Here is a 12,611-nt window from a genome sequence, read left to right on the forward strand (position 1 = left end):
TTTGTGACTGAAACACTGCCATCGGGGGCAAGCCCCCTCCCACATTTTTAGAGCGCGAACGGCAGGTGGACCGTGACCTGCTGGCGCTGCGCCAGGCGGTGTTCGAACTCGGCCGGATCGTGGATCAACACATCCTGCCCGGCAAACGACTCAGCCGCGATCAAGCGCGACAGCCAAAACCGCACACACGCCACACGCAACATGGTCGGCCAGAGCTCGGCTTCCTTCGCGGTAAACGGCCGCAACCCTGCGTAGGCGCCCAGCAACGCCCGGGCGCGTTGCCCATCAATCAGGCCATCCGCATCCGAACACCAGTCGTTCAGGGCGATTGCCACGTCATATAGCATCGGGCCTGAGCAGGCGTTGTAGAAGTCGATCAGGCCGGTCAGGTGTGTGCCTTCGAACATCGCGTTGTCGCGGAACAGGTCGGCGTGCACGTTAGCGCGTGGCAGGGCGAGGATGTCGGCCTTGTGGGCTTGGATCTCGCTCAACGCCGCTTGCAGCAGGCGTTGCTGGGTGTCGTTGAGGTGCGAAAGCAGTTGCGCGCCTTCGCTGAGCATCCAATCCAGCCCGCGATCGGTCTTGCGCTCCAGCACTTTCTCGCCTTGCGTGGCCAGGTGCAGGTGGCCGAGCAGGTCGCCTACCTGGGCGCAATGCTGCGCGTTGGCGTCTTTGATGTGCTTGCCGGCCAGGCGTGGCTGCAGCAGCGCCGGTTTGCCCTTGAGTTCACGCAGGGCCATGCCGTCGGTGGTGCGCAGGGCGTAAGGCACCGGCAGGTCGGCGTCGTGCAGCACGTCGAGCAGCTCGATGAAGAATGGCATTTCGGCGACAGGGCCGCGCTCAACCAGGGTCAGGACGAATTCGCCCTGTTCCAGGCTGATAAAAAAATTGGTGTTTTCGCTGCCGGCAGCAATCCCCTGGAAATCAAGCAGGCGGCCGAGCCCGTAAGGGGCGAGAAAGGTTTCCAGCTCGGGCCGAGCCAGCGGGGTGAACACAGACATGGTTAAAACTGCCAGTACGGGCGCCGCGGTACGCGGCGCCAATTTAAGTTAAGAAATCATTTCCATTCGAAGATCTTCCATGACGGGATCAGCATATCCGGCTGGTCAGAGCGGATGAAGTTCGCATCGGTTCCGTCCGCGCGCACCAGGAAATACGGTGGTGCACCTTTAGGGGTGACCTTGATTGCATACAGGAAACCGTTCTGGCGGTACTCCTGGATAGTCTTGTCGCCTTCCGTGCGAATGGTCACTTCCGGGTCGCCCGAGGGCGCGCTGTCTGCCGCCATGGCAGCCATCGGCGCGAGTGCAATCAGGCCAGTCAACAGCAGGCGATTGAATGTACGCATGATAACCTTGTCCCTTTGTTTTCATTGGTCCGGCTATTCTAGCGCCTGACCCGCCGAAAAGGTTGATCCTGCTCATGAGCCAAGCGCCCCTCGTCCTGGTGGACGGTTCGTCTTACCTGTACCGCGCCTTCCACGCGCTGCCACCGCTGACCACGTCCAAAGGCCTGCCGACCGGTGCGGTCAAGGGCGTGTTGAACATGCTCAAAAGCCTGCGCAAGCAGTACCCGGACAGCCCGTTTGCCGTCGTATTCGACGCCAAGGGTGGGACCTTTCGCGATGACATGTACGCCGAATACAAGGCCAACCGCCCAAGCATGCCCGATGACATGCGCGTGCAGATCGAGCCGCTGCACCAGAGCGTGATCGCCCTGGGCTTCCCCTTGTTGTGCGTCGAAGGCGTCGAGGCCGATGACGTGATCGGCACCCTGGCCCGCAGCAGCGCGGCCGCCGACCGCCCGGTGGTGATTTCTACCGGTGACAAGGACATGGCGCAGTTGGTCGACGGGCACATTACCTTGGTCAACACGATGACCGGTAGCTCGATGGACATTGAGGGCGTAAAGGAGAAATTTGGCGTCGCTCCCGAGCAGATCATCGACTATCTGGCGTTGATGGGTGATTCGTCCGACAACATCCCGGGCGTTCCGGGCATTGGTCCGAAGACGGCTTCCGGCTTGCTGGTAGGCGTGAACGGTGGCCTTAAAGAGCTGTATGAGCAGCTGGATATCGTACCGACCTTGCCGATTCGCGGCGCCAAGACGCTGCCGGCCAAGTTGGAAGAGCACCGGGAAATGGCGTTCTTGTCCTATCAGTTGGCCACGATCAAGGTCGACGTGCCGCTGGAGGTGGGCCTGGATGACCTGCACCTGATCGAACCTGACCGCGAAAAGCTGCTGGAGCTGTACACCCTGCTTGAGTTCAAGAGCTGGATCGATGAGATTCAGCGTGATGCCAAGCGGGTCGAACTCAAGGCGGCGCCGGTTGTTGATGAAGTCGTGGAGCCTGTTGCGCCGCAGGAAGCGTCCTACACCACCATTCTTGACCAGGCTACATTCGACACCTGGTTGAAGAAGCTCAACGACGCGAAGCTGTTCGCATTCGATACGGAAACCACCGGCATCGACGCCCAGCAGGCGCAGTTGGTCGGGGTTTCCTTCGCCGTGCAGTCCCATGAAGCGGCCTACATCCCGCTGACCCATTCCTACATCGGTGCACCGCAGCAGTTGGATCGCGACACCGTGTTGCGGGCCTTGAAGCCGCTGCTGGAAGACCCGGCCAAGCTCAAGGTGGGCCAGCACGCCAAGTTCGACATGAACATCCTGGCCAACTGCGCTATCGGCGGTGATCCGGCAAACGGCATCACCGTGCGCGGCATCGCGTTCGACACCATGCTTGAGTCCTACGTGCTGAACTCCACCGCGACCCGCCACGATATGGACAGCCTGGCCAAGAAGTACCTGGACTACGACACCGTCAGTTTCCAGGACATCGCCGGCAAAGGCGCCAAGCAGCTGACGTTCGACCAGATCGCGCTAGAGCAGGCCGGGCCTTACGCGGCGGAAGACGCCGATGTGACCCTGCGCCTGCATCAGGCCTTGTTCGCACAGCTTGAAGCCATCCCGAGCCTGGCCAGTGTGCTGACGGACATCGAAATTCCGTTGGTGCCGGTGCTGGCGCGGATCGAACGCCAAGGCGCCTTGGTGGATGCGCAGTTGCTGGGCGTACAGAGCATCGAGCTAGGCAACAAGATGGTTGAGCTGGAGCGCCAGGCGTTTGAAATCGCCGGTGAGGAGTTCAACCTGGGTTCGCCCAAGCAGCTTGGCGCGATCCTCTACGAAAAGCTCGGCTTGCCGGTGCTTAAGAAGACCGGCAAGGGGCAGGCCTCTACGGCCGAAGAAGTGCTGGCCAAGCTGGCTGAAGATGACTACCCGCTGCCCAAGGTACTGATGCAGTACCGCAGCATGAGCAAGCTCAAAAGCACCTACACCGACCGCCTGCCGGAGCAGATCAACCCGCGTACCGGGCGTGTTCATACCTCTTATCATCAGGCGGTGGCGGCGACCGGGCGTTTGTCTTCCAGTGACCCGAACCTGCAAAACATTCCGGTGCGTACCGCCGAAGGTCGGCGGATTCGCCAGGCATTCGTGGCCCCCAAGGGCTACAAGCTTTTGGCGGCGGACTATTCGCAGATCGAACTGCGGATCATGGCGCACTTGTCCAAGGACGAGGGGTTGATGAATGCCTTCCGCAATGACCTCGATGTGCACACCGCCACGGCGGCCGAGGTGTTCAAGGTTGAATTGGCGGAGGTCACGTCCAATCAGCGCCGTAGTGCCAAGGCGATCAACTTTGGCCTGATCTACGGCATGGGCGCGCAAAAGCTCGGCAAGGATATCGGCGTCGATACCAAGACCGCCAAGGCTTACATCGACGTGTATTTCGCCCGCTACCCTGGGGTACGCGAGTACATGGAACGCACCCGTGGCCAAGCGGCCGACCAGGGTTATGTCGAAACCTTCTTCGGTCGTCGGCTGTATTTGCCGGATATCAATTCCAACAAGCCTCAGGAGCGTGCGGCGGCAGAACGCACCGCGATCAACGCGCCGATGCAGGGCACGGCGGCGGATATCATCAAGAAAGCCATGGTGCTGGTGGATAACTGGCTGACCGAGTCCGGCCTGGATGCGAAGGTTATCCTGCAGGTGCACGATGAATTGGTGCTTGAGGTGCGTGAAGACCTGGTTGCGCAAGTCAGCGAGAAAATTCGCGAGCACATGAGCGCGGCTGCGCAGTTGGATGTGCCGCTGGTGGTGGACGTGGGCGTGGGCGACAACTGGGACGAAGCGCACTGATTTCCGGGGCTTTGCCATCACTTGGGGTGGTGGCAGAGTGCTTTAGTGCCGAATTCACCGTCAGTTATTTCCAATAGTTTTTTGAACCTGCCGGAACTTAACCCGTGAACTGCTACTCAGAGTTACTGAATGGGTGGTGAAGCCCTTCAATGCTCCTATGTTGTGTTAAGTGTTGGCAGATATCTGGACCCCGCCCTAGCGGTCCGGAACTTGAACCCCGAACTTCCCCTCCCCATACGAAGTCCGGGGTTTTTTTTGCCCGCAGAAAAGTTACTCCGCGAGTTCTGCGCCCTTATCCGCCAGTTCCATCCAGCCCGCCAACACGGTGTAGGCATCTTCCAGGCCCATGCGCTTGGGCGCCGAGAACAACTGGATGGTGATCGCGTCGCCCCAACCCTTACGGATTTCGGACTGCACTTTGAGCAGGGTGTTCTTGGCTGCGCCGTAGGTCAGCTTGTCGGCCTTGGTCAGCAGGATATGCATCGGCATGCCACTGGCGACGGCCCAATCGAGCATCAGCAGGTCGAAGTCGGTCATTGGATGACGGATGTCCATCATCAAAATCAAACCCTTCAAACTCTCGCGGCCACCCAAGTAAGCCTCCAGGTGACGCTGCCAGTGCAGCTTCAGTGGGATAGGTACTTTTGCGTAACCGTAGCCCGGCAGGTCGACCAGACGCCGATCATCGTCTAGCTTGAAGAAATTGAGCAGTTGCGTGCGGCCCGGGGTTTTCGAGGTACGCGCCAGGCTGGCGTGGGTCAGGGTGTTCAGTGCGCTGGACTTACCGGCGTTGGAACGGCCGGCAAAGGCGACTTCAAAGCCCTCGTCATCGGGGCATTGGTCAACTTTGGCGGCGCTGAGCATGAAGGTGGACTGTTGGCACAGACCGAGGATGGGATTCTTGAGTTGCATGAGATTTCCGATGTGGGCGGTGCCGAAAAAGGGTGCGGCAAGCGGTGTCGTTTCCGTTTCAGTAGCGCCAGTATATAATGCCGCAGATTTTGTGTGTGTTTTGTCCCAGCGAAGGATGAAGTTCACGGGAGCGAAAGACCTTTATTGCGCATTAGAACGCAAAACGCTCTCAAACCCTGAAAAGGTCGATGTATGACCTGATGGTTGCGCGCTTTTGGTGTCCTGGTCCCGCTTTTTGGCGCTCAGGCTACACAGGAACCGGAGGCGCTGTACAACCGAGTTTGCGTGGCCGCGCTGAGGCAACACGTGACCCAGGGTTTCAAGGCAATGCCGCCGCGTGGTTTGTGCATGGACTGCAGTACTGAGGATTACCAGGCCATCAACGAGTTGATGGTGAGTAAACCCGGTAGATAACTCTTAAACCCTTAGCCGTAGTTGGATTAGCTGATGAACAAACTGATCGTGAGTCTGCTGTTGACCTTGGGCATCACCGGTGTTGCCCATGCTGCAGGCGACGCTACAGCGGGTCAGGCGAAAGCCGCCGTATGTGGTGCTTGCCACGGACCGGATGGTAACAGCCCGGCGCCGAACTTCCCCAAACTGGCGGGCCAGGGTGAACGTTACCTGACCAAGCAGATGCACGACATCAAGGACGGCAAGCGCACGGTGCTGGAAATGACCGGCTTGCTGACCAACCTCAGCGATCAGGACCTGGCAGACATCGCGGCGTATTTTGCCAGCCAGAAAGGCAGTGTGGGAGCTGCCGATCCTAAACAAGTCGCACACGGTGAAGAACTGTTCCGTGGTGGCAACCTGGAAAAAGGCATGCCGTCCTGCATCGGTTGCCACTCGCCCAATGGCGCGGGGCTTGCCGCAGCCGGCTTCCCGCACCTGAGCGGGCAACACGCGCAGTACGTTGCCAAGCAGCTGACGGACTTCCGTGAAGGTAATCGCACCAACGATGGCGATACCAAAATCATGCAAAGCATCGCCGGCAAGTTGAGCAACAAGGACATCGAAGCGGTTTCGCAGTATATCCAGGGCCTGCACTGATCCAGGCGCCAGGTTAACGCTCGATTAATCCATCGATGCAAGCATAAAAAGGGTGGCCCAGGCCGCCCTTTTTTGTGGCCGGTGCCGTTACACTAACGAACTCATGCCCGCGTAGACCTGTCACAACAAAGGTCGCGTGAGGCGACTTTATTTGTCCAGGAGTAAAGCATGCGTAATCTGATCCTCAGCGCCGCTCTCGTCACTGCCAGCCTCTTCGGCATGACCGCACAAGCTGCCGACGTGCCGCTTGAAGCCGGTAAAACCTATGTTGAATTGGCCAACCCTGTACCCGTATCGGTACCGGGCAAGATCGAAGTGGTGGAGCTGTTCTGGTATGGCTGCCCGCATTGCTACGCCTTTGAGCCGACCATCAACCCATGGGTTGAGAAACTCCCGTCCGACGTCAACTTCAAGCGCATTCCAGCCATGTTCGGCGGCCCATGGGATGCTCACGGCCAACTGTTCCTGACCCTGGAAGCCATGGGTGTGGAGCATAAGGTCCACAACGCGGTATTCGACGCGATCCAGAAACAAGGCAAGCGCCTGACCAAGCCGGATGAAATGGCTGACTTCGTTGCCACCCAGGGTGTCGACAAGGACAAGTTCCTGGCCACCTACAACTCCTTCGCTATCCAGGGCCAGATCAAGCAGGCCAAGGAACTCGCGCAGAAGTATGGCGTGCAAGGTGTACCGACCATGATCGTCAACGGTAAGTACCGTTTCGACCTGGGCACTACCGGTGGTCCTGAAGCGACCCTCAACGTTGCCGACCAGCTGATCGCCAAAGAGCGCGCAGCCAAGTAAGGGGCCTGCCATGCGCCGCTGGGGTACCGAACGCGTTGTTGGCCTGCATGACCCGCAGGTCAACGAACATCACCTGGAATCCACGGGCTTGCCGGCAGACAACCGTCTGCGCCTGCTCAGCTTTAATATCCAGGTGGGCAACAGTACCGAAAAGTACCGGCACTACCTGACCCGTGGCTGGCAGCACCTGCTGCCCCACAATGGGCGTGCCGGCAACCTGCAAAAAATCGGCGACCTGTTGAATGACTTCGACCTGGTCGCCCTGCAGGAAGCCGACGGCGGCAGCCTGCGCTCCGGCTATATCAACCAGGTGGAACACCTGGCGCAGCTCGGTGGTTTCCCCTACTGGTACCAGCAGCTCAATCGCAACCTCGGGCGCCTGGCGCAGCACAGCAATGGTGTGCTCAGCCGCTTGAAGCCCGCCGTCATTGAAGATCACCCGTTGCCTGGCCCCAAGGGGCGAGGGGCGATCCTCGTGCGCTTTGGCGAAGGCCCTGAGGCCCTGGTGGTGGTGATGATGCACCTGGCGCTGGGTGCACGCACCCGCACCATGCAACTGGCCTACATCCGAGAGCTGATCGGCAATTACAAACACCAGGTGTTGATGGGTGACATGAACACCCATGCCAACGACCTGCTGCTGAATTCCCCGTTGCGTGACCTTGGGTTACTGGCACCGCAAGTCGAAGCCACGTTCCCCAGCTGGCGCCCGCAACGCTGTCTTGACCATATCCTGCTCAGCCCAAGCCTCACACTGGAAAGTGTGCAGGTGCTGGCGCAGCCCATTTCCGATCACCTGCCGGTCGCGGTAGAGATTCGTCTGCCGGGTTCGCTCACGGCTGATGCATTGCCCGCGTTGAGCCCAGGCCCTCGCGGACCCCTTGCATGAGCGACGACGCCCAGCGCTGGAAAGAAAAATACCTGAAAAGCATCGAGCAACAAGAAAAGCTCGAACGCCGCTGGGCTGCCCGCCTCGACCTGCTGCGCCGAGGTTTGGTGCGCAGTACGCTGGCGGCTGAAGGTACCGACCGCGCGGTCGACCAATGCATGAAGGAAATGCGCGATGTTGTCCGCACGGACGACATGGACGCGGCGCTCGCGGCCTTGCTGCCGCGCCTGGAAAAAGCCGTACTCGATTCCGAGCAGCGCCGCGAAACCCGGGTGGAGCAGATCAGCACCGCGCTGACCTCGCTGGTGACCCAGCTGCAAAAACTGCCGCTGCCGCGTGAGGTTGCGCGCCCGCTGAAGACCTTTGCCAAGCAACTGGACGGGCGCGTCAGCCAGGCCCGTGAGATCCCGTTGTTGCTCAGCGAGTTGAGCGGTCTGCAAGGCCAGGCCCTGGATAACCTCGAGCCGGACGGCGAAACGCCACGCCCTGGACCGGGCCTGTTGCAACGCCTGTTTGGCACCAAGGACGTCGCGAACGAGACGGTGGCCGGCGAAACCGTGGCCAGCGAAACAGCCCCTGGCCAAGCGCCACAACCGGTTGCGCCCAAACCAGCAGCCGAGCCCCAGCCGCCCGAGCAATCCGAGCAATCCGAGGAGCTCGCCCAGGCGTTGCGCGCCTTTGCGCCGCAGCCTCAAGAGCCGGTTGCCGTGCAGTCGGAGCCCGCAGCACCGGCCAAGCCGGCCGAGGTCGCCGGCGAGACATTTGTCTACGAAGCCCCGGCGCAAGCGGCGCCAGTGGAAGTACCTGTAGCGGCCGTAGTGCCTGCCGAGCCCAAGGCGCCCGAACCTCAGGCTGAGGAGCCTGCTACCGAAAGCGCCCTCGCCGCCTTTATCGAAACGCCAGCGGCCCAGGTCGAAACGCCCGATGAGACGGTTATCGGCAGCCTGTCGCTGCCTCCCGTACTGGAGACCGAAGAGCCCGATCCCGACGAAATGCAATCGGACGGCCCCTACTCCTTGCCGGATTCGCCGGAGCCGTCCTATAGCTCCGTGGCCAAGCACATCGAAGACACCCTGCTCGGCCTGCTGGAAGAGCTGTCGTTGCCCGAGCGCCATCGACCCCAGGCCGAAGCCATGCGCGAGCGCTTGGCGCACGGCTTGAACTGGTACGAACTGCTGCCGATCCTCGATGACCTGGCGGTGCTGATGCTGGCGATCACCGACAGCGGCCAGCATGAGTTCGAGGCCTACCTCAAGCAGCTCAACGAGCGCCTCGAAGCCTTTCAGGGCCACTTGCAGGTTGCCAGCGACGGCCACGCCGACAGCAGCTCCGCCGCGCGTGAGCTGGACACGCAGATCCGTGAACAGGTCGATGGCCTGCAAAGCAGTGTGCAAGAAGCTGCCGACCTGGACAGCCTCAAGCATGTGCTGGAAAGCCACCTCGAAGGCTTGCTTGGCACCATGGACGAGCACCAGCATCAACGTGACCAGCGCGAGCAGGAAGTGGCGGCGCGCCTGAAGGGCTTGGCCGAGCGCGTCGCCCACATGGAGCAGGAAGCCCAAGGCTATCGCGAACACCTCGAAGTGCAGCGGCAGAAAGCCCTGATCGACCCCCTGACCGGGCTGCCCAACCGCGCGGCCTGGAGCGAGCGCCTCGACCAAGAGGTCAACCTCTGGCACCAGCGCGGCAACAGCCTGTCGCTGGCGATGCTGGATCTGGACCACTTCAAGCGTATCAACGATGGCTATGGCCACCTTGCCGGGGACAAGGTGTTGAAGATTATCGCCAACGTGCTGCGCAAGCGCCTGCGCCCGAACGACTTTATCGCGCGGTTTGGCGGTGAAGAGTTTGTGCTGCTGATGCCGAACTCAGCCCTGACGGACGCCCTGGCGGCAGGCGACGTGCTGCGCGCGGCGATCGAAGCGTGCCCGTTTCATTTCAAGGGTGAGCCGGTGACGATCACGGTTTCCATGGGCGTGGCGCAGTTCCAGCCGGGCGAGCGCAGCGACTTGGCGCTCAAACGTGCGGATGCGGCGTTGTACCGGGCCAAGGCTGCAGGGCGCAACCAGGTGCAGGCGGCATAAAAGATGTTCCATTTTGTAATTTGACCGCCGGGGTCCAAACGGTACGTTACACTGTTGCATTATCGTCTTCAGCGTAATGCCTTCTGCCATGAAATCCTTGTGCTTCGCCTTTATGTTTCTCCTGCTCGCGGGCTGCGCCAGTGGCCCGCGCCTGGACACCAGCCACCCTTCGGTCAACTACGACAACCGGGTGCAGTTTGTGGTCGTCCATTACACCTCGACCAACCTGGAACGCTCCCTGGCCCTGCTCACCCACGGCCAGGTCAGTGCCCATTACCTGATCGGCGATGACGCCTCCGCCACCGTCTACAAGCTGGTCGATGAGAGCAAGCGCGCCTGGCATGCCGGGGAAAGCGAATGGATGGGGCGTACCTGGCTCAATTCCAGCTCCATCGGCATTGAGATTGTGAACCCTGGCTACAAGGACACACCGACCGGCCGCTTGTGGTACCCGTACTCGGAGGCGCAAGTGAAATCCCTGGTGGTGTTGCTCAAGGACATCAGCCAGCGTAACGGCATCGACCCCAAGAACATCATTGGGCACAGCGATATCGCGCCCCTGCGCAAACTCGACCCGGGCCCACTGTTCCCTTGGAAGCATCTGGCCGATGAAGGCTTGGGCGTGTGGCCGGATGCGCAGGCGGTGGCGCGTTTCCAGGTGCAATACGCCGCCGAGCTGCCAAGCATTAGCTGGTTCCAGCAAGAGCTGGCGCATTTGGGCTACCAGACACCGCAGACCGGGGAACTGGATGTGGCGACGCGCCACGTGATTGCCGCGTTCCAGATGCATTTCCGGCCGGCATTGTTTGATGGCGCCCCAGATGCGGAAAGTGCTGCGATCCTGCGCGCATTGAACCGCGGTTAAGCCTGTAGACGCGGGCCTACAACGGCAGTGCCATGTAGAACTGGGTGCCTTGCCCTGGACGCGAATACACGCCCATGCGGCCGCCGTGCAATTGCACGATCTCCTTGCACAGCGCCAGCCCCAGGCCGGCGCCGCCTTTCTTGCGGCCCACTTGTACGAAGGGCTCAAAGATCCGCCCCTGCTGCCCGTAGGCGATGCCTTCGCCGTTGTCCTCGACGCTGATGATCACCCGCTCGCCATGGCGACGCGCCTGCAGGCGGATCTGCCCGCCTTCGGCGGTATGGCGCAGGGCATTGCCGAGCAGGTTGTCGAGTACCCGTTCCAGCTGGGCCTGGTCGGCATACAGTCGGGGCAGGTCAGATTGTGCTTCTACCAGCAGTTCGATGTGCTGCGCATTCGCCGGCTCCACAAAGCGCGCACGCGCATGCTCAAGCAGATCGGTGACGTCGCACGGCCCCAGGGTAAGTTTCTGCAGGCCGTTCTGATAACGCGAGAAGTTGAGCAGGTCGTTGATCAACTGCATCAGGCGCTGCATTTCTTCATTCACCGTATCCAGCAGGTCGGCTTCACGGGAGTCGGCGGGGAACTTGGCGCGCTCGCGGAACAGCCCGAACGCCATGTGCATACCGGTGACCGGTGTACGCAGCTCATGGGAGGCGCGTAACACGAACTCGCTGCGCACCCGCTCGAAGGCGCGTTGCTCGGTCACGTCATGCAGCACCATCACCGCCCCGAGAATATGCCCCTGGGTATGGCTGACAGGCGTCAGGCTGTAGGTCAGCAGGCGCAGTTCGCCCTCGACTTCCACTTCCAGATCATCCGGCGCGCGTTCCAGGTTGCCGCCGCGCAGCACCAGTTGCAGCTGCTCATCCAGCTCGGGGCGCCCAAGTGCCTCGCCGAGGCCTTGGCCGAGGCGTTCTTCGGCCCAGCCCAATTGCCGCTGCGCCACCGGGTTGAGGTGCTCGAGGCGGCCTTGGCGATCGATCATGAGCAGGCCGTCATCAATGCTGTCGAGCACGGCTTGCAGGCGTTGCTGGCCGGCCAGTAGCTCATCGATATTGGTTGCCTGATGCTGGCGCAAAGCCTCGGCCATGATGCCGAAACGCCGCGTCAGCTGGTTCATCTCCGCCGCCGAAGAGATCGGCAGCGTCACCTCGAAATCGCCCTGGCCAATCTTGTCTGCCGCTTTGGCCAGCGCTTCGATCGGCCCGCCGAAACGTCGGGCGATGCCATGCGCTGTGACAAAGCCGATGATCAGCACGGCAAGCCCGACGAGTCCCAGCAGGCCGGCGATCAGCAGGGCGCGCTCACGGGACTGGTGCTCGCTGTTGCTAATGTTCTCAAGTGCCTGCTTATGCTCGCTGATCAGGCCATTGCGCAGCACATTGAAGGTGTCGGTCAGTCTTTCCTTGGTGCCCGGTGGCGGCTGCGGCAGCTGGGATTGGTCAAATGCCTCCAAAAGGTTCTGGTACTGGCCTCGGGCCTCGCTGAAGCCCGTCCCATGGCCGTCGCTCTGCTCATGGGCGATGCCTTGGTCCAACAGTTCGAAATAGCGCTGCTTCGAGGCTTCCAAGGCCGCGGGGTTCGGGCGCTCTTCCAGCATCATGATCAACTGGTCGCCCAGGCTCTGGCGCAGTTTGAGCCCCAGGTCCAGGGTGATGAAGTTGCTGCGAATCAGCGATTCCTGGGTCTTGGCCATTTGCATGACGCTCACCAGGCCCAGGATCAAACCCAGCAAGGCGACGGTGATCAGCGCTGAGATACTCAGGAACAAACGAGTGCGCAGTTTCATCGCTAGCTTCAT

The 12,611-nt window shown here is 61.0% G+C and carries 11 protein-coding genes; 7 read left to right on the forward strand and 4 right to left on the reverse strand.

Features of this window, described 5'->3' with window-relative positions:
* Positions 1-47 precede the first annotated feature (47 nt).
* A complete protein-coding gene (locus CXQ82_RS00480; protein WP_101265160.1) occupies positions 48-1,001 on the reverse strand; it encodes a homoserine kinase in 954 nt (317 codons plus the stop codon).
* A 56-nt stretch (positions 1,002-1,057) separates the two neighbouring features.
* Entirely contained in the window at positions 1,058-1,348 is a 291-nt protein-coding gene (locus tag CXQ82_RS00485; protein WP_101265162.1) for a DUF2782 domain-containing protein, read from the reverse strand.
* Positions 1,349-1,422: 74 nt separating this feature from the next.
* On the opposite strand from CXQ82_RS00485, the gene polA reads away from it, so the two are divergent.
* Positions 1,423-4,200 carry a DNA polymerase I gene (gene polA, locus CXQ82_RS00490; RefSeq protein ID WP_101265164.1) on the forward strand — a complete coding sequence of 926 codons (2,778 nt, stop codon included), beginning with the start codon at positions 1,423-1,425 and terminating at the stop codon, positions 4,198-4,200.
* A gap of 270 nt (positions 4,201-4,470) precedes the next feature.
* Here the strand turns inward: polA and yihA are convergent, their stop codons facing one another.
* Entirely contained in the window at positions 4,471-5,112 is a 642-nt protein-coding gene (gene yihA / locus CXQ82_RS00495; protein WP_076952232.1) for a ribosome biogenesis GTP-binding protein YihA/YsxC, read from the reverse strand.
* A 204-nt stretch (positions 5,113-5,316) separates the two neighbouring features.
* On the opposite strand from yihA, the gene CXQ82_RS31525 reads away from it, so the two are divergent.
* The 6 genes from CXQ82_RS31525 (at position 5,317) to CXQ82_RS00525 (ending at position 10,807) form a co-directional block, all read left to right on the forward strand.
* Positions 5,317-5,526, forward strand: coding sequence for a cytochrome (locus CXQ82_RS31525; protein ID WP_241089000.1), 210 nt, complete (start codon positions 5,317-5,319; stop codon positions 5,524-5,526).
* Between the two features lie 33 nt (positions 5,527-5,559).
* Positions 5,560-6,165: a cytochrome c4 gene (locus tag CXQ82_RS00505; RefSeq protein WP_101265166.1), complete on the forward strand. Its 606-nt coding sequence runs from the start codon at positions 5,560-5,562 to the stop codon at positions 6,163-6,165.
* Positions 6,166-6,333: 168 nt separating this feature from the next.
* A complete protein-coding gene (gene dsbA, locus CXQ82_RS00510; RefSeq protein WP_101265169.1) occupies positions 6,334-6,969 on the forward strand; it encodes a thiol:disulfide interchange protein DsbA in 636 nt (211 codons plus the stop codon).
* A 10-nt stretch (positions 6,970-6,979) separates the two neighbouring features.
* A complete protein-coding gene (locus CXQ82_RS00515; protein WP_101265171.1) occupies positions 6,980-7,858 on the forward strand; it encodes an endonuclease/exonuclease/phosphatase family protein in 879 nt (292 codons plus the stop codon).
* Complete coding sequence (locus CXQ82_RS00520) at positions 7,855-9,942, forward strand: diguanylate cyclase (RefSeq protein ID WP_101265173.1); 2,088 nt, start codon at positions 7,855-7,857, stop codon at positions 9,940-9,942. Before CXQ82_RS00515 ends, CXQ82_RS00520 begins: the two co-directional genes overlap by 4 nt.
* An 88-nt stretch (positions 9,943-10,030) precedes the next feature.
* Positions 10,031-10,807 (forward strand): N-acetylmuramoyl-L-alanine amidase, encoded by a 777-nt coding sequence (locus CXQ82_RS00525; protein WP_101265175.1) that lies wholly within the window; start codon positions 10,031-10,033, stop codon positions 10,805-10,807.
* A gap of 16 nt (positions 10,808-10,823) precedes the next feature.
* On the opposite strand, the gene CXQ82_RS00530 is transcribed toward CXQ82_RS00525, so the two are convergent.
* Positions 10,824-12,611, reverse strand: coding sequence for an ATP-binding protein (locus CXQ82_RS00530; RefSeq protein ID WP_101265177.1), 1,788 nt, complete (start codon positions 12,609-12,611; stop codon positions 10,824-10,826).

It is taken from the genome of Pseudomonas sp. S09G 359, from assembly GCF_002843605.1.
In the GTDB taxonomy this organism is placed as follows: domain Bacteria; phylum Pseudomonadota; class Gammaproteobacteria; order Pseudomonadales; family Pseudomonadaceae; genus Aquipseudomonas.